The organism is Shewanella youngdeokensis (assembly GCF_033180165.1).
GTDB lineage: Bacteria > Pseudomonadota > Gammaproteobacteria > Enterobacterales > Shewanellaceae > Shewanella > Shewanella youngdeokensis.
The window spans coordinates 588,448-607,166 of record NZ_CP136522.1 but is presented as its reverse complement, the minus strand read 5'-3'; the positions used below and the strand labels follow the sequence as shown (position 1 = coordinate 607,166).

General features: G+C 43.5%; 15 protein-coding genes. 5 read left to right on the top strand and 10 right to left on the bottom strand.

All coding sequences use genetic code 11. The features are described from left to right. The first annotated feature begins 41 nt into the window (after positions 1–41). Both RGE70_RS02555 and RGE70_RS02550 read left to right on the top strand, forming a co-directional pair. Positions 42–650, top strand: coding sequence for a TatD family nuclease-associated radical SAM protein (locus tag RGE70_RS02555; RefSeq protein WP_310469992.1), 609 nt, complete (start codon positions 42–44; stop codon positions 648–650). A gap of 152 nt (positions 651–802) precedes the next feature. Then, a complete protein-coding gene (locus tag RGE70_RS02550; protein WP_310469991.1) occupies positions 803–3,025 on the top strand; it encodes a PAS domain-containing protein in 2,223 nt (740 codons plus the stop codon). Positions 3,026–3,103: 78 nt separating this feature from the next. Here RGE70_RS02550 and RGE70_RS02545 read toward each other — a convergent pair whose 3' ends face one another. The 8 genes from RGE70_RS02545 to tkt all read right to left on the bottom strand — a co-directional run bounded on the left by RGE70_RS02545 (position 3,104) and on the right by tkt (position 13,267). After that, a complete protein-coding gene (locus RGE70_RS02545) occupies positions 3,104–4,546 on the bottom strand; it encodes a hypothetical protein (protein WP_310469990.1) in 1,443 nt (480 codons plus the stop codon). A 297-nt stretch (positions 4,547–4,843) separates the two neighbouring features. Beyond that, positions 4,844–5,386, bottom strand: coding sequence for a hypothetical protein (locus tag RGE70_RS02540; RefSeq protein ID WP_310469989.1), 543 nt, complete (start codon positions 5,384–5,386; stop codon positions 4,844–4,846). Next, a complete protein-coding gene (locus RGE70_RS02535; RefSeq protein ID WP_310469988.1) occupies positions 5,379–6,107 on the bottom strand; it encodes a winged helix-turn-helix domain-containing protein in 729 nt (242 codons plus the stop codon). The genes RGE70_RS02540 and RGE70_RS02535 overlap by 8 nt, the downstream gene beginning before the upstream one ends. 301 nt (positions 6,108–6,408) lie before the next feature. Next, the gene (locus tag RGE70_RS02530) at positions 6,409–7,149 is read right to left on the bottom strand and encodes a DUF481 domain-containing protein (RefSeq protein ID WP_310469987.1); all 741 of its coding nucleotides are present in this window, start codon (positions 7,147–7,149) and stop codon (positions 6,409–6,411) included. Between the two features lie 338 nt (positions 7,150–7,487). Next, positions 7,488–8,552 carry a class II fructose-bisphosphate aldolase gene (gene fba, locus RGE70_RS02525; protein WP_310469986.1) on the bottom strand — a complete coding sequence of 355 codons (1,065 nt, stop codon included), beginning with the start codon at positions 8,550–8,552 and terminating at the stop codon, positions 7,488–7,490. A 246-nt stretch (positions 8,553–8,798) separates the two neighbouring features. Beyond that, positions 8,799–9,974, bottom strand: coding sequence for a phosphoglycerate kinase (locus tag RGE70_RS02520; RefSeq protein WP_310469985.1), 1,176 nt, complete (start codon positions 9,972–9,974; stop codon positions 8,799–8,801). A 128-nt stretch (positions 9,975–10,102) separates the two neighbouring features. Further along, positions 10,103–11,131 carry an erythrose-4-phosphate dehydrogenase gene (epd, locus tag RGE70_RS02515; protein ID WP_310469984.1) on the bottom strand — a complete coding sequence of 343 codons (1,029 nt, stop codon included), beginning with the start codon at positions 11,129–11,131 and terminating at the stop codon, positions 10,103–10,105. 144 nt (positions 11,132–11,275) lie between these two features. Continuing rightward, complete coding sequence (gene tkt, locus RGE70_RS02510) at positions 11,276–13,267, bottom strand: transketolase (protein ID WP_310469983.1); 1,992 nt, start codon at positions 13,265–13,267, stop codon at positions 11,276–11,278. A 517-nt stretch (positions 13,268–13,784) separates the two neighbouring features. On the opposite strand from tkt, the gene metK reads away from it, so the two are divergent. Next, complete coding sequence (gene metK / locus RGE70_RS02505; protein ID WP_310469982.1) at positions 13,785–14,939, top strand: methionine adenosyltransferase; 1,155 nt, start codon at positions 13,785–13,787, stop codon at positions 14,937–14,939. A gap of 380 nt (positions 14,940–15,319) precedes the next feature. Continuing rightward, entirely contained in the window at positions 15,320–15,736 is a 417-nt protein-coding gene (locus tag RGE70_RS02500; protein WP_310469981.1) for a GNAT family N-acetyltransferase, read from the top strand. Between the two features lie 44 nt (positions 15,737–15,780). On the opposite strand, the gene RGE70_RS02495 is transcribed toward RGE70_RS02500, so the two are convergent. After that, the gene (locus RGE70_RS02495; protein ID WP_310469980.1) at positions 15,781–16,686 is read right to left on the bottom strand and encodes a LysR family transcriptional regulator; all 906 of its coding nucleotides are present in this window, start codon (positions 16,684–16,686) and stop codon (positions 15,781–15,783) included. Between the two features lie 126 nt (positions 16,687–16,812). Between RGE70_RS02495 and RGE70_RS02490 the strand changes: the two genes are divergently transcribed. Then, positions 16,813–18,204: an alkyl sulfatase dimerization domain-containing protein gene (locus tag RGE70_RS02490; protein WP_310469979.1), complete on the top strand. Its 1,392-nt coding sequence runs from the start codon at positions 16,813–16,815 to the stop codon at positions 18,202–18,204. Between the two features lie 163 nt (positions 18,205–18,367). On the opposite strand, the gene RGE70_RS02485 is transcribed toward RGE70_RS02490, so the two are convergent. Continuing rightward, the gene (locus RGE70_RS02485; RefSeq protein WP_310469978.1) at positions 18,368–18,718 is read right to left on the bottom strand and encodes a hypothetical protein; all 351 of its coding nucleotides are present in this window, start codon (positions 18,716–18,718) and stop codon (positions 18,368–18,370) included. Position 18,719 lies beyond the last annotated feature (1 nt).

Genomic DNA, 18,719 nt, shown 5'->3' with positions numbered 1-18,719 from the left:
TGGTTAAGCTAAACAACCCTATAAACTTGCGATAAAAAATAATGCCCCATACTGCAGCCACCCTTGTTTACGATATCCGTAACAGCCGTTATTTAAATATTACCGGGCGTTGTACTTTGCGTTGCCAGTTCTGCCCTAAACATAATGGCAGTAAGCAAGTGCATCAGTACCAGCTTGATCTCAAACGTCAACCGAGCGCCAGTGAGGTCATAGCCTTACTTGGTGACACTGCGCAGTTCGACGAGTATGTTTTTTGTGGCTATGGTGAACCGACGCTTAATTTAGCGACTTTGCTGTGCGTTGCTAAAGAAATAAAAGCCAGAGGCGGCAAAGTTAGGGTTAATACTGATGGGCTTGGTAACCTGTTTCATAAACGCAATATTTTGCCAGAATTAGCCCATTGTGTTGATAGCCTTTCTATTTCACTTAATGCGGACACGGCAGATAACTACCAAATGCACTGTCGCCCAAAGCTTACTGGGTCGTATGCAGCGGTACTTGAGTTTATTACACTCGCCCCGCGCTATATTGCCAGTGTGCAAGTGTCGGCAATTAATGGTTTAAGTGGGGTAAATATTGATGCTTGCCGTCAGATTGTCGAATCAGCAGGAGCCACATTTAAACAAAGAGAGCTCAATATTGTGGGTTAGCGCCATTCATGCTGAGCCGTTTCAATGCCGTAGCACGACCAGTTACTGCCCACTATGCGTAGTATTGTGTCACGCAACTATATTGAATTAATTACACATATACCTTAACTGGTATAATATAGCCGATATAATAACCGTCAGAATTTGCATCCATGCCAACCCGAAAAACACCGCTACTTATAAATGCTCAAGCAATACAATGGTCGCAACAACGGATCATTACCGCCAGCACTCAGATTTGTATTCTTTTGCTGTCGGCTATTATTTTCACCAGTATCATTATCAACCTCGGTGAACAGCGCTTACAAGAAGACTGGGCAAAACAGCGTTATAGCGAGCTGCAATCGGTTGGGTCTCTTATTGCCGACAAGGTCTCTTACCAACAATTTAGAACCCAAATGTTTGCCCGTTCTGAGCTGCTCAATAATTATTTGTCAGTCCCAAGCAGCGCTAACCAACAGAAAGTTGGCGATTATTGGGACATCATCGTTGAGAATATTCCGGAGCTACTAGGCTTTGCCCTTTACGACCCGCAAGGGCAATTGATATTTTCAACAAACGAGCAATTTATACATGATTCACTGCCAACTGAATTACTAGGGCACACTACAACAATGGGTGGCAATGAAATCTATACTTCGCCCCTAAAGTTCAGCCCAATAGAGGGGCAACTTGAACCCTATTTATACCAACTGGCCTGGCTAGAAAACCCAGATCAATCAATTAGAGGTTATCTGGTCACCTATAATTCGATGACACGCATGCTACAAAATATTAAGCCTGCTTACTCCAGCAAAGAAACCCCACTTATCATGCTCGATACCCAAGGGCTACTGTATTCGGGTGAAACCGACTCACCAACGATTGAGCGTTTACCTGAAACCATGGGCGGCAGCTTAAAGCAAAGTTATCCTGCGCTTTGGCGCAAAATGGCCATGAGTAATTTTGGCCAATTTAACGGTAATGAGGCGACATTTGTCTACCTAAAAGTGGAGCTAACCTCACAGTATGAAACTCGCCGTGATTACTACCTTTTGTCTTACGTTAAAAACGACGATATCGCGGCTAAGTTTGTGCACTGGCGCAACATATTAATGGCAGGCGCCTTTGTGCTGACCGCACTAGCTTGCCTACTGATCTACTTTATCCATGTTTATCGCCTTGCTTTTAATTCTCGTGCATTGTGTATCGACCTCAGTAATCGTCTGTTTAATATCGATTCTGGTTACCTTATTGTCAACGATACTGGCCGCGTACTTAACGCTAACTCAAAGGCTGCAGCGCTGTTATCATTACCAATAGATGAGTTAACTGATCGCAGTTTTCAGCGTATTTTGCACATGAATGACGAGCAATTCTCCGCACTAACCGAGCAGCTAACCATCGACAAAAAGTGGTGTGGCGAACTTGATAACTACAGCGCCGAACGCACTCGGCTTGCAGTTAGCATTCGACTTGAATGTAATATGAAAAACAACGAGCGCTATATTTTAGCCACCTTTGACGACATGAGCGCACTTAAGCGAGCTCAAGAGCTTACCAGGCTCAATCAATTACTCAGCGACACCCCAATCCCAACGGTACTCATTAATGCCAGCGGCATGACCATAATCGCTAACACCGCCTTTGATACCTTTAGTCAGGTAAAAGATAACCGTCAGTTATCAATTACCGAACTGCTAAATGAAGAATTTAAGCAACAGTGGCCGCAAATATCACAACAATTGACATTAAAAGGTGAGTGGCACGGTCAAATACTCTCATTAAATAATCGAGTCTCAGGCAACTGTTTACAGGCACATTTAAAAAGTCACCTCGATAGCACTACCGATAGCCAATATATTGTCTGTACATTTGAGCAGGTGCCGTCTCGTGGCTATAGCATTGTCAACAGCAGCTTGGTGCAGCACCGAAGCACGGTATTTAACGACCATCTCGATCTTGAGCGTTATTTTAATAATATGGATCAAGCTAAAAAAGACTTTGCTAGCTTAATGCTGATTGATATTGCCGCCGAAGGAATGCTCAGTCACATGAGCGATACTGACCAGCTAGAAAACCGCCAAAAAGAAGTAGAAGTACAATTACTTAGAGTGCTACCACACCGATATCAGATGTCACGATGGCAGCTGGGTAAACTGATAATTTTAATGCCAGAAACCGACTCAGACCAAGCACACTATTTTGCCATCGACACGCTAGCACAGCTAAAAGAGCAAGGGGTTGCAGAAGAACTGTGTATTGGTATTGCAGCTTATGCCGATGGTCAAAATTTGGAGCAGCTATTAACCAACGCTGAAACCGCCCTTACACGAGCTAAACAAACTGGCGAACAAAACATTTGCCAAGCGTTTACTCGGCCAATGTCCAGCTAGGCAACGATAAAGATAGGGCTGTTGTCGCTCAGCCCTATCGCAAGCTCAACGCAACAACACTCGAGAAGTATGGAAATATTAAGGCTTTGTTTTAAGCTCTGCGCTCGCCTCAAGCAGCTCTTCCTCAAACGGAGTTTCATCCATGTTATTGACCCCTGATGGCAAATCGCTCTCAGTGATTTCAATAATGGTTGAGCGATTCATAGTGATTTTATAGCGCGCAAATTGCGGCTCACCACGGCCTTCCTTTAAGCTCAAAATCAAGTTCACTTGATAGCGACGCTCTACAGATTCGTTACTAATTTTACCGTCGAGTTCTTTATATATTTTGGCTTTACCACGCTCCAAGTTACGCGCAAAAGGCACAAAACTGAAGTTAACTTGCTCCTGAATTTGCGAATATCCGGCTAAAAACCCCTTGGCTGACACCCGAGTGTGGATCCCATAATGTAGAATTTCAGCGTCCACTTTGTTTTGACTATGACGCCTTTTCAAAATTTTGGTGACCTGCTCTGGCAGCTCTTTTTTTCGTATAAAATCTAACCAGACCAACTGCTTAGCAATGGTTATCTTCGATGTTGTATCTTGCAATAAACGGCCCCAACGCGGCCGACCTCTTTGAATGATCCGCCATAAGGCATTGCGAACCTCATCTTTAAAGATCTCTCTGAAACCGTAAATCACCGCCAGCGTTAACACTAACGCGATAGTTAAGCCACTAAACACACCTTGCGCTTTAATGATCAACGTTGATACCACAATCATAATCATTGCGGTTGCAACGCCCGTGGTCATCCTCTTAAGGCCTACACCTAATGGTTTAAGGTCTTCTTTTAGCACCACACCTTGCTGTATTAGGCGGCGTAAAAGGTGCATTTTATTGGCAATGCGGTTGGCATCTTTAATGGTTTTAGAAGAGTTGTACTTATGAGTTTGGCGATACTGCGCCTCAGCCTTACATAGCGCAATGACACTTTCGGTTACGGCTGCGTACTCACTACTTCTGGGCGCATGCGCAAGCAGTTTTAGTAAGCGTTGCTCACAAAACCACGACAGGTAATTGTCTGCATTTTCAAAATAGGACTTCCACTTTTCATCGCTTGGCTCATTACGCCTAAAGCGCTTAAGCAGGTGAATAACTTGCTCGCTAAGCTCTTCAAGTGACGCGTAAAACTCTGCCAAGTCTTCTACTTGGGCCAACTCTTTACTGTCGGTTTCAATCGCGACTGAAAATTGGTAAGCAAACAAGTTGAGGTAAAGCCGAAACTCTTCTACGGTGCGCTTTTTTTGACTCACAAAACGACTTTGAACCAGCGGAAGGTGTAAACCTGAAGAGTAGTAAGAGCGGCGGCCCGTTATCGAAGAGTGGTAATACTCCTCTTCATCTATGCTTTGTGGGTTAACTCCCATCTCTTTAGGTAAAAACAAATACAAATCTAAACGGCGGTTATCGCCCGCTTCCATCTGATGCAGAAATTTTATTGAGAGGGAATCTTCTTGCTTAACTCTAACTTTTGCCACATATATCCTTTGTGTGTACCTAGACCCTTGGTATTAAGCCTCTATTGGTTATGTTCGTTCATCGGCCGCAAGCCCATACATGTAGTAAAGACTTACCATCGCGCACAAAAGAGTGACCTTACTTTTTTAATTAGCCTTCACTGAATGGGGCTGGAGCGATGTAAAACGACCTAAAGACTTTACGTTATTGGTATTGCAATAAATACATTAACTTAGCAAGTATAGTCTAATACTTGCTGCAAAAAGTAACTTATGCTTATTGTAGGCAGGAGACGCGCTCACTTTTGCGTGAGGCGCTTACTTTATTTTACAAACCCATAGCGCATTACGTTCACTGACTTGAATCGTAATATCACCGAGGGACTTGTCCATCTCTAACACTTTGATAAAGACAGGCTGACCACTGCGACTCTTGTCATTATTAATGCATTTTCGAACAAACTTAGTCGTTTTATCAAAATGAGGATTACTTTCTTCGAGAAAGATATCTTTTTTAACATCCGCCTCTTTGACCTTAACCTCATAGGTCAAAACCGGCGCTAGAACTTCAACTAATTCACCGTAAATGGTCACATGTTCTTGTTCAACATTTTCTTTCATGTAAACAAGATCAAATTCTATCTGGTCAGATACACGATCGATGTTCAGGGTAAAACCATCGTCAACAAAGGCTCCCACTGATGCATCAAACACATCAGAGTGACACTCTAAGGTAATGTCATCATTGGGTTCTACCGAGTAATCCAACACCAAGCATAAACTTAAAATAAAAATTAAGGTCATTAAAATTGGTGTCGAGCTAAACCCTATATACAACTCTCTGGCCAACCCTTTATTCACAAAATCCTGCCTTAATTAACCATGGTTGGTCGATAAAATCCCAATCACCCTCGATATTAACAATCTTAAAGTTCCTAAACTCTCTAACGCCATCTGTCATTCGCTGCATAACAAAGTGAATAATTTCACCGTTATCAGAGGTAGAAACATAAAACCCGTCCCAGGCGACTTTATCGCAGCTTTCCACTTTAACTGCGATTTTTTTAAAATACTCTTCGGCTGTGATCCGTGCCATATCAGATGAGTAGATAGGAACCAGAACCGACTTTTTGCCATCAAGTAATAGCTCTTCTGGCAACGTAAAACGAATATTTGGCGTTGTTTCAAAGCGAGTTGCCAGAAACACAACCAGCATAATGCCGATAACAAGAAACATAGAGAATTGCTTAATCGACAATGCTTCATAAGGGCTATTGTGCATCTGCACTTTAGCTGTGGTGTGTAGCAAATAACCTTGGTTGGTGACGGCCTCAATCATTGAGGCGTAATTGATGCCCAAAAATGTTTTTATATTACTTACCGCAGCAGCAATATCTTGCGATGTTATGACTTGAGGGCCAAAAATTAAACACAAGGACTCAGTCGACACGACTCGACCTCTAGATGACATCAGCTCTTTCATCACTAGAAATTCAACGTTCGATAACTTGAGCACTTGCAAAGTGTCATTATTGACTAACTCTTGTTGCTCAATATCAAATTTGACTGGACCTATAAACACGTTAACAACTCAAACTAAATTCGTAGAAAAGTAGTTTACTGCGAAAAAATAATTACGTCCGTGATCCATAGACACGACGGGGGATTCATTAGTGCTTTCGTGAACTTAAACACATAAATATTATAAAAACACGAAAAGTCACTAGGTATAAAATTTAAATGTGCATCACCAGTTTTTAACAAAAACACAATTAAAACGCAAGATTGCGACAATTTAATTAGTATTTATTACAGCTAAAAAAATGCACCCAAACTGAGTGCATTATTTTATTGACGCTAAATTTCAGGCTGAATTAAACTAACTAAAATGAATACAACAGCGTCATATTGGTTTCGGTATCGGTACTTTTCTTATCGTCTAATGGTTCATTGTTATAACGAACAATAACAGCAAACTTCATCGCTAATGCACCAATAATATTGGCAGTAATCGCCGACTCTGAACGCCCTTCTAAACTATCACCGTAGTCAGCAACAAACAGCTGAGTAAATCTTGAACTATCACTAATGTCGTAGGTAAAAGTCATTGAGCCATGCGCAACAACACTGTCTTCGCTACTATAACCAAGTAAGGCCTGTTGTTCATCGTCGAGCTTCTTATAAATAAAACCCGGACCGAATTCAGCACTGAGATACATTGGGCCATTATCAATAAATTTATGACCATAACCCGCTGAAGCAATTGTTTTAAAATCAAAACCGGTAAAAGGGTCAATTTCATGGTTACCAGTAAGATACATATAGCTTATATCATCAAACTTATAATCACCTTGAACTGCACCGTAATAACGCTTAGCTGTTAATTCTTCAGTGTCTTCTTTGTACAGGCCTTCAAATAAGTATTGGTTTTCCCAGTTACCTAGTTCTTGCTTTAAACTTAAACGCGCTTTTAATGACGAAGTATCGGTATTACCCGTCGTCAACGTTGCACCCAACTCAGCCTCACCCGCGAAGGTCTTATCGCCTTCAACAAAGTCAGCTCCAGCATGCGCAGCAAATGGGGCCGCCATAACGACTGCCATAGCTGTTAATAACATTTTCATTTAATTACCACTCCGCTCACTAAACTCCCTAAAATTACGCCGGATATTAACATTTTGTTTTATTAATTGAAAACTTGCAGTGTCACCCCTTTACCATTTAAGGGGTTCTACTTAACAAAAAACACAAACAAAGTTCAAATCGTCTCTCGCAATAAAAATAAATCAGGTGAGGCGCTGACCTGTACAAGGTTACGTAGTAGTCGGAAAATGAAAAAGTTTGCTAGGCAACATGTCTATCAATACAGATTAAAAGTGGTGGATGACTATTTACAGACAAAAAAATACCTGCTTAAAGCAGGTATTTTTGGTCACGCTACATTGCGTAAACTAAGTCATTATTACTTAACTTGTGGGTCAAGTTCACCTGACTGATAAGCTTTATACATCGCTTGTAGCGATTTAGGCTTAATTTTTGAGGCCATACCTGCACAACCAAAGGCTTCGTAACGCGTAGTACAGATGTCAGCCATTGCTTCCATTGACGCTTTTAAGAATTTACGCGGGTCGAATTCTGATGGGTTTTCAGCTAAGAACTTACGCACTGCACCAGTTGATGCTAAACGTAAATCGGTATCGATATTAACTTTACGTACACCATGTTTAATCCCTTCTACGATTTCCTCTAAAGGAACACCGTAAGTTTCTGGAATTTCACCACCGTACTGGTTAATAATTTGCAGCCACTCTTGTGGTACAGAAGAAGAACCATGCATGACTAAATGGGTGTTAGGAATACGTGCGTGGATCTCTTTGATACGGTCAATACGCAATACGTCGCCGGTCGGTTTGCGGCTAAATTTATACGCACCGTGGCTAGTACCAATAGCAATTGCAAGAGCATCAACGTGAGTGTCTGTTACAAAGCGAGCCGCTTCTTCAGGTGTGGTTAGCATTTGATCCATGCTAAGCGTTCCAACTGCGCCAATACCGTCTTCTTCACCAGCTTGGCCGGTTTCTAAGCTACCTAAACAACCAATTTCACCTTCAACTGAAACACCACACGCATGGGCAAACGCCACTGTACGACGGGTTACGTCAACGTTGTATTCATAAGAAGCAGGTGTTTTACCATCAGCCATCAAAGAACCGTCCATCATCACTGATGACATACCTAGTTGAATTGAACGCTGACAAATGTCAGGGTCGGTCCCGTGATCCTGGTGAATACAAACTGGAATGTCAGGGTACTGCTCAAGCGCTGCCGCCATTAAGTACTTAAGAAACTGAGGACGAGCATATTTACGCGCACCCGCTGATGCCTGCACAATCACAGGGCTATCAGTTGCTTCAGCAGCTTGCATAATTGCACGCATTTGCTCTAGGTTGTTAACGTTAAACGCAGGTACGCCATATCCGTGCTCTGCTGCGTGATCTAACATTTGACGTAGGGAAATTAAAGCCATTTTATACTCCAATAATAGGGTGATTTGACTCACCAAGGTCGCTATCGCTTGGATTGATTTTTATATTATTAAGTCATCAGCATCGTGCTTTAAACTCAATAACGGTTATGAGTTATTGTTATGTTTTTTAATTTAGCTTTGTATATCGCGCTGTTAAATTTACAGCTTTGCTGGCGGCTAGTTTACTCTCGACAAAAATCGATTAACAGCCCCACCAGCAACCAATATCACTAAATGATAACTAAATTAGCTACCACGGCTTTCAAGCATCGCCACAGCAGGTAATTCCTTACCTTCTAAGAATTCTAAAAAGGCACCACCACCTGTTGAAATATATGACACTTTGTCAGAAATGCCATATTTATCAACTGCTGCCAATGTGTCACCGCCACCTGCAATTGAAAATGCATTTGAGTCAGCAATTGCCTGAGCAATACGCTTAGTACCTGCACCAAACTGGTCAAATTCAAATACGCCGACAGGGCCGTTCCAAACTACAGTTCCCGCATTTTTGATGATGTCAGCTAACGCTTCAGCGCTATCAGGGCCAATATCAAAAATCATATCGCCTTCTGCAACTGCGCTAACATCTTTTAATGTTGCCGCGGCTGTTGGGCTAAACTCACTCGCCACAACCACATCTGTTGGCACTGGAATATCTCCGCCACCACTTTGTGCTGCCGCAACTAAGCGCTTCGCTTCATCAATCAAGTCTGCTTCATACAAAGACTTACCAACTTTATGGCCCGCCGCTGCGACAAATGTATTGGCAATACCACCGCCAACAACGAGCTGGTCAACTTTAGTCGATAGGCTTTCAAGCACTGTCAATTTGGTTGATACCTTTGAACCACCAACAATTGCCACCATTGGCCGAGCTGGATTATCAAGAGCTTTACCTAGTGCAGCTAATTCACCCGCAAGTAAAGGACCCGCACATGCGATTGGCGCATGTAAACCAACCCCATGAGTTGAAGCTTGCGCGCGATGAGCGGTGCCAAAGGCGTCCATCACATACACATCACACAGTGCCGCCATTTGCTTAGCTAATGCGGCGTCGTTTTTCTTTTCACCAATATTGAAACGCACGTTTTCAAACACGACGACTTCACCCACTGCCGCTTCAACACCATTTAGGTATTCACTGGCTAGGCGCACAGGGCAATCGAGGGCGTCAGCAAGGTAATTAACCACCGGCTGCATTGAAAATTCAGCATTGAACTCACCTTCAGTTGGGCGACCAAGGTGAGACATCACCATCACCGCTGCACCTTTTTCAAGGGCAAGCTTGATGGTCGGCAATGAGGCTCGTAAACGCGCGTCACTGGTCACTACGCCGTCACTGACCGGCACGTTGAGATCTTCACGAATAAGCACCCGCTTACCTTGAAGGTCTATGTCTTGCATATTAAGAATCGCCATTTTATGCTTCCTTACTATTAAAAGTTAAACTTAAAATCAAAAATAAAATTATACAAAACGGGTAATGTTGACCACTGCGACGCTTCAGCACGCCAGCAGCAGTCATGCTAATTGTTCAATATTTACGTCTATATACAGGCTTTAGCCCTTCTGGCTTTAATCATCTCCAAGCCAGTGTCTAGCATACGGTTTGCAAAACCCCACTCGTTATCACACCACAGTAATAATTTAACTAAATGCCCATCGCTCACTCGTGTTTGTGTACCATCAACAATGCTTGAGCGCGGATCGTGGTTAAAGTCACACGACACTAAGGGTTCATTGGTGAAGCCAACAACACCTAAATACGAGCCTTCAGTCGCTTGTTTAAGTACTTTATTAACCTGCTCAATATCGACGCGCTGATGTAGCGTAACGGAAAGGTCGATAGCTGTGACATTAATGGTCGGAACCCGCACTGAAATCGCTTCAAACTTGTTTTTCATGTGCGGTAAAATGCGCTCAATACCACGGGCAAGCTTGGTGTCTACCGGAATAATTGACTGACCAGCCGCTCGAGTTCGGCGCAAATCATCATGATAAGCGTCAATCACTTGTTGGTCATTCATCGCCGAATGAATGGTAGTAATTGCGCCGCTTTTCACTTGAAAATGTTTATCTAGCACATCAATAACAGGCACGATACAGTTAGTAGTGCAAGAAGCGTTCGACACTATGGTATGTTCGGCTTTGAGCAAATGCTCATTCACGCCATAAACAATAGTGGCGTCTACATCATGTGATGACGGGTTACTGATTAATACTTGTTTCGCGCCAGCGCGAATATGGGCTTCACACGCTTGTCTATCATTAATCACCCCCGTGGCCTCAAACACAATATCCACTCCCATATCTTGCCAGGGCAAGTTTTCAGGATCGGCTTCATGCAACAACTTGATGGCGTCATCGCCAATAATCATGTGTTGGTTATCGAGTTTTACTTGAGTATGGAAACGTCCATGGGTCGTGTCGTATTGGGTTAAATGCAGCATCGCTTCAGGCTTTGCCAATTCATTAATCGCCACGATTTGAATTCGATCGCGTTTTGCAGATTCATAAACTGCACGAAGAATTGAACGACCAATACGGCCATAACCATTTATAGCGACTCTTATCATTAACTATTTTACCTTTAAACTCACTGATTTATTAATACGACAACGGCCTACCTCAACTGGTAAGCCGTTAGATCATGGAGCAATCAACAGACACAATAGGCAAACTTGAGTTTGCCATTGTGTCGTCAGCTTTATCACTGACTGTTATAGGCCGTTCGCGGTCGCTACAACATTTTCAACAGTAAAGCCGAAGTGCTTCATTAAGTCACCGCCTGGCGCAGACTCACCAAAAGTCGTCATACCAACAACAGCGCCGTTAAACCCAACATATTTATGCCAGAAATCAACGTGAGCGGCTTCAATTGCCACACGCTTAGTTACACGGCTTGGCAATACCGACTCTTTGTAAGCAGCATCTTGCTTGTCAAACTCATTGGTAGAAGGCATTGATACAACGCGTACCTTTTGACCTTGCTCTGTTAGTGCAGCAGCAGAATCAAGTGCAAGTTGCACTTCTGAACCGGTAGCAATAAGGATTAATTCTGGTGTACCAGCACAATCACTTAATACATAACCACCTTTAGCAACGTTAGCTAACTGCTCTGCTGTACGTGGCTGAGCTTTAAGGCCTTGGCGACTAAAGACTAGCGATGTAGGTGCGTCGCGACGTTCAATCGCATTTTTCCAAGACACGGCAGTTTCTGCAGCATCACATGGACGCCATACGTTCATGTTTGGTGTCATACGTAAGTTAGCAAGTTGCTCAACTGGTTGATGAGTTGGTCCATCTTCACCTTGACCAATAGAGTCATGGGTGTAAACGAAAATGTTTTGAATGCCCATCAATGCCGACATACGTACAGCGTTACGCGCATATTCCATAAACATCATGAAAGTCGCGCCGTAGTTAATGAAGCCACCATGTAAAGAAACACCATTCATAATGCCGCTCATACCGAACTCACGTACACCGTAGTAGATGTAGTTACCGGCAGCATCGTCTTGAATACCTTTAGAGCCTGACCATAAAGTCAAGTTAGAGCCAGCAAGGTCAGCAGAGCCACCTAGCATTTCTGGTAAGATTGCACCAAATGCACCAATCGCATTTTGTGATGCTTTACGGCTAGCAATGCCTTCAGCTTTATCTTGGCACTCTTGAATAAAGGCATTGGCCTTTGCTTCAAATTCTGCTGGTAGTTCGCCGGTGATAACACGACGTTTGTATTCAGCAGCAAGTTCTGGGAAAGCAGCGGTGTAAGCCGCAAATTTTTCGTTCCAGCTCGCTTCTTTAGACGCGCCAGAATCTTTAGCATCCCAACCTTGGTAAACGGTTTCTGGAATTTCAAATGCTGCGTGCTCCCAACCAAGGAACTCGCGAGCTGCGGCGATTTCAGCATCGCCAAGTGGTGCGCCGTGACAATCATGGCTGCCAGACTTGTTTGGCGAACCAAAACCAATCGTTGTTTTACAGCAGATCATGGTTGGTTTGTCAGTCACAGACTTAGCTTCTTCGATAGCCGCGCGGATAGCGTTGCTATCATGGCCATCTACGTTAGCAATTACGTGCCAGCCGTATGATTCAAAACGCTTAGGCGTGTCATCAGTGAACCAGCCTTCAACATGGCCATCAATAGAGATACCGTTGTCATCCCAGAAAGCAACCAGCTTACCAAGACCTAACGTACCCGCTAATGAACATGCTTCATGGGAGATACCTTCCATCAAACAGCCATCGCCCAAGAAACAGTAAGTAAAGTGATCAACAATATCGTGACCTGGTTGGTTAAACTGCGCAGCCAACGTTTTTTCAGCAATCGCCATACCAACCGCGTTACTGATACCAGCACCTAGAGGGCCAGTTGTTGTTTCAACACCTGGGGTGTAACCGTATTCTGGGTGACCTGGCGTTTTAGAGTGTAGTTGACGGAAGTTTTTCAACTCCTCGATAGGCAATGCGTAACCTGTAAGGTGAAGCAGAGAGTATATAAGCATAGAGCCATGGCCGTTTGACAAGATGAAACGGTCACGATCAACCCACTCTGGGTTATTTGGGTTGTGCTTTAGGAAGTCATTCCATAGCACTTCAGCGATGTCAGCCATCCCCATTGGTGCACCTGGGTGACCAGAATTGGCTTTTTGAACGGCATCCATGGTTAATGCACGGATTGCGTTAGCGAGTTCTTTACGAGATGACATGCTCTCTCCTGCGTCGTGTTAGGTATTGAGGCTTAAATCGAGTTAAGGGTGGCAACTTTATATTTGCTTTACCCTTCACCTATAGCAAATTTTGGAGCCATATTTTCGCCTACTAGGCAGTAGGACGCAAATTTAATTCGCTAACCATAAAAATTTATAACCATTTCGCGCCCATACAAGCAACTTGGCAACCATATAAGCCGCATATTTATGCCCCAACTGCCGACTAAACCGACGCTAAAACGCGCTAATCAAAAATTTCAGCGACTATAATGGTACGTAGCCGATCATTTTTGTATCCAAAAAACACACTACACAAGCAAAATAAAAAGCTAATTTTCATAAACTTACATAAACAGAAGCCTATTTACACTAGCCTGCGGCCGCTGTTGATAGCATGGATCAGCGCACAAATTTTGGCGAAAGGGGTGTCATCTATCCTATTTTCCACTAAAATAGCCGTCTAGATGTAGATACTTCTACACATTCGAATTGTTTAAAGACGAGATTTACCATTATGGCAAAGCACTTGTTCACCTCTGAATCAGTTTCAGAAGGTCATCCAGATAAAATCGCCGATCAGATTTCTGATGCGGTACTAGACGCAATTTTGGAGCAAGATCCAAAAGCACGCGTTGCATGTGAAACTTATGTCAAAACTGGCATGGTCATGGTTGGCGGTGAAGTTACGACTTCAGCTTGGGTCGATATCGAAGAGATCACCCGTAAAACCGTACGCGAAATTGGTTACACCCATTCAGATATGGGCTTTGACGCTGACTCTTGTGCAGTACTGAATGCCATTGGTAAACAGTCTCCAGATATCAACCAAGGTGTTGACCGCGCAGACCCTAAAGAACAGGGTGCCGGTGACCAAGGTTTAATGTTTGGTTATGCAAACAACGAAACTGACGTATTAATGCCTGCGCCTATTACGTATTCGCACAAACTTGTTAAGCGTCAGTCTGAAGTTCGCAAAGACAAAACCTTACCTTGGTTACGTCCAGACGCTAAAAGCCAAGTTACCTTTGCTTATAACAACGATGGCAGCATTCATGGTATCGACGCAGTTGTTCTGTCAACTCAGCATTGCGACAGCGTCAGCCAAGCTGACCTAATTGAAGGCGTGATGGAAACCATTATCAAGCCGGTATTACCAGCTAAATGGTTATCTAAAGACACTAAATACTTCATCAACCCAACAGGCCGTTTTGTTATTGGTGGTCCAGTAGGTGATTGTGGTCTAACAGGTCGTAAGATTATTGTTGATACCTATGGCGGCATGGCACGTCACGGTGGTGGTGCTTTCTCTGGTAAAGATCCATCAAAAGTTGACCGTAGTGCTGCTTACGCTGCACGTTACGTGGCAAAAAACATTGTTGCTGCAGGTCTTGCAGATCGTTGTGAGCTACAAGTGTCTTACGCTATTGGTGTTGCTGAGCCAACGTCAATCAGTATCGAAACATTCGGCACTGCTAAAGTGGCTGAAGAGTTGCTGATTGATCTAGTACGTCGTCATTTTGATCTGCGCCCATATGGTCTAACAGAAATGTTGAACCTAGCACGCCCAATCTACCAATCGACTGCTGCATATGGCCACTTTGGTCGTAACGAGTTCCCATGGGAAGCAACAGATAAAGCAGAAGCTCTTCGCGCTGACGCTGGCCTGTAAGCTGCACTGATTAATTCGGCACGTTCTATTTCGATGAATGTTTGCCAATAAAAACCGCCTAACGGCGGTTTTTTTATGTCTGGAACATTTATGAAGATTTGCCATGGATGGTAAAAAATCTTCGTTATGTCTGGAACATTTATGAAGATTTGCCATGGATGGTAAAAAATCTTCGTTATGTCTCGAACATTTATCAAGATTTACCATGAATGGTAAAAAATCTTCGTTATGCTTGCTGTAATGCTAGCCCTTTTTATTATCAAGCTAGGCGCGCAAAACCCCGACCTAAGCATTTCAGTCATTTACTAGACACTGTTATTAATGCCCATTACCAACAGAGTGCGATAATATGGCCTAGTAACAAATATGGGAGCAACACATTGCAAATAACTTGGGTTGACGCCAGCCAGCGTCAAGAGGTGAAGCTGTTTTATCGCCAACACATGCCTTATGCGCGGCTATTACAAAAAGAGTCGATTGGCGTTTTAACTCACAAGCATCAAATTATTGCCAGCGCCCGCATTCGCCCGATAGGCCAATTACAAATACTAACCGGTATGTTAGTTCACCCCGATTACCGTGGCCAAGGTATTGCTCACCAACTTATGCAGCAACTGAAACCCACTATTAGTCATGGCAATACTTATCTGTTTGCTCTGCCTCACCTTGCCGCTTTTTACGTTCAACATGGGTTTAGCGCTATCAACTGTGCGCCAAATGATATTGAGCAGTTATTTAAAAAATATCAAACTAAAGATAAACCGCTGGTGTTAATGGGGTTACCTTGCCTTAGTTAATCTTGCTGCGTAATGGCGTAGTCACCACTGGGTAACTGATAAAGTTAATTCCACTCTTGCGCGGCAATATATAGCTTAAACTGGTCGATAAAGCCCCGAGTACGGGCTGGCAGCTCGCGCCTTGAAGGATACAACAGCGACAGCACTAACCCCGACATATTCCACTGTGGTAACACCCTCACCAAACCGGTGTTATTGATATTGGACACGAAGTTTGCCTTTAACGTAATACCCAACCCTTGCTGCGCCATCAATGTTGCCCCTCTAGGGCTTTGTGAATGGTAATGCTCACCCAATGGTAGCGCCCGAGTTTCCCCCTCAGTGTTGACCATAGTCAAACTCGATAACCTTCCCAGCGGTTCGATACCTATACCACGGTGCTGGTGCAGTTCTTCTAAGGTCTGCGGCGTACCGTTACGCGCTAAATAATCAGCGCTTGCCACAAGATATAATGGCATTTTTGCTAATACCTGCCCCACTAATGACGACGCCTTTGGGCTACCTACGCGCAGCGCAATATCGACATTATCATCAAGCAGATCCACCGGTTGGTCTTGTACATCAAGATACAATTCAACTTCGGGGTGCAATTGCCCAAATTGTCTTAAAAATGGCGCTAACAAGTCTTGTGCTAGATCATGGGGGCAACTTACCTTTAAACGCCCTTTTAAATCATGGCTACTCGCTTTAGCTTGGGCTATTGCGGTGTCGGCCATCGTTAATAATTGCGCAGTTTGTTGATAAAACTGCTGCCCTTCAACCGTGATAGTCAATTTTCGCGTGGAGCGCTGAAAAAGCCGTACATCAAGTACTTTTTCCAAGGTACTTATATGTTCGCTCACTTTGCTACGGCTTATTTGCAGTTGTTTTCCGGCCCCAGTAAAAGAGCCACATTTAACTACCGTAGTAAAAATACCTATTCGTTTAAGCTGCTCAAGAGTTTCGCGCATCAGTGCCACCGCTATTAGATCACTTTTAGGAACAGTCTATGTTAGTTTAAACGGGTAAAACAAGTGCAATCTTGCCTATATACTATTGGAAATTGATGAAAACACTCGTAGTAGCAGGAGAGTCCAATGAACAACCTTAACCCAAGATTTAAAAAATCACTTATCGGTCTAGCATTGGTTTGTAGCTTTGCTGCAGCCCCCACAATGGCAGGCACACAAGTTGCTCCAGAAAAGGCCCTAGCATTACTTGATGTACAAGCTGAGCAGTTTACCAAGCAAATAGTCAAAATTAGCGATAACGTCTACACTGCTGTTGGTTACCATGGCGCAAACACTTCAATGATTGTTGGCGATGATGGCGTGATTATTATCGATACGTTGATGGGCCCAGCTTCTGCAACTAACGCTTGGAACGAGTTACAAAAATTCAGCGGCGGAAAGCCAGTTAAAGCGATTATCTACACCCATAGCCACGGTGACCATACAGGTGGCGCAGCGGTATTTGCCGGTGACGATAACCCAGAAGTGATTGCCCGAGTAGGTTTTGGGGGTGAGCATGGGGCAAATAAACTCATTAACCCAATTTTAATCCCGCGTGGGGTACGTCAATTTGGCCGTAAATTACCAGCCGACCAAGAAACACACCGTGGTTTAGCCCCAGCTAAAACACTTGACCATGACCGTGGTAAAGGCCATATCAAGCCAACACTATCAATCAGTGAAGATGTATACCGTACAACCATTGCCGGTGTAGAACTTGAGCTACATGCCGCGCCAGGTGAAACCGACGATGCACAATATATTTGGCTGCCAAAAGAGCAAGTTCTATTTGCAGGTGATAACTTCTACCGCACCTTCCCTAACTTGTACGCTATTCGAGGCACGCCTTACCGTGACGTAACAAACTGGTCAAACAGCGTGAAAAAAATGGCCGACCATAACCCGAAAGCCGTGATCGGTGGCCATACTATTCCGGTATTAGGACAAAAAGCCGCGACTGCAGCGTTAACAAACTACAGTGCAGCTATTCGCAGCGTTTACGACCAAACCGTTGCAGGTATTAACCAAGGTAAATCACCTAACCTCATTGCCCATGAAGTTGAATTACCGGCAGAACTTAAGAAACTGCCATATTTAACAGAATTTTATGGCACTGTACCGCACGCTGTTAGAGCTATATATGCAGGCCTTCTAGGCTGGTACGACGGTAACCCAACTACACTAAATCCACTCGCTCCGGCAGACGAAGCACAAAAACTAGCGCGTCTTGCAGGTGGTACTAAAGCGTTGACTAAGCAGATGGATGACGCATTAAAAGCAGGCGAATTCCAATGGGCTCTTGAGCTTGCAGACAACCTAATGTGGCTAAAAGATGCACCTGTTGAAAAAGTCCGTACCGGTAAGGTTAAAGCGCTACGTGGTTTAGCGGCACGTGAATACAATGCACCAAACCGAAACTATTACCTCAGTTATGCAAATGAGCTAGAGCAAGGTAAATTGCAAGGCCCATGGTTCTAAGTAACCATTAAAGCCCAAGTATTTAGCTAAGCTTTAATAGTGTGTAAGTGATAATGAGTCACTTAATAAAAAACCGATATTAACAATAATATCGGTTTTTTTATGCACGCCTTTCAAGCGTATTCAATAATGAAAAAGTGATGCAGCCAGCAAGACTTTACTGCTAACAGTGGTCAAAATGTGAATTTTCCATACACATAAAAGACACCTGCTGCATTGATAATATTGGAGGTTGTAATACCGCAATCGTTTCGGGGTGAATACAACCAAAATCGTTCACTTCATCAATAGGGTTACCATATGAGTTATTTCGGCCACAATAGATAAAGTGTTTACCCCAGCGGACCAAATAAGCATTTTCAAGTTTACCCTCAATAGACATTTCAGCCGTTAAAGCATGACACTCTTCGCCTTTATCCGTTAACACCGCGACCACTAATTTGAGGTTATCAAACGCAGCGAGGTTTAACTTTGAATACGGCGCAAAAATTGAGGCTACATTTTCAGACAACATA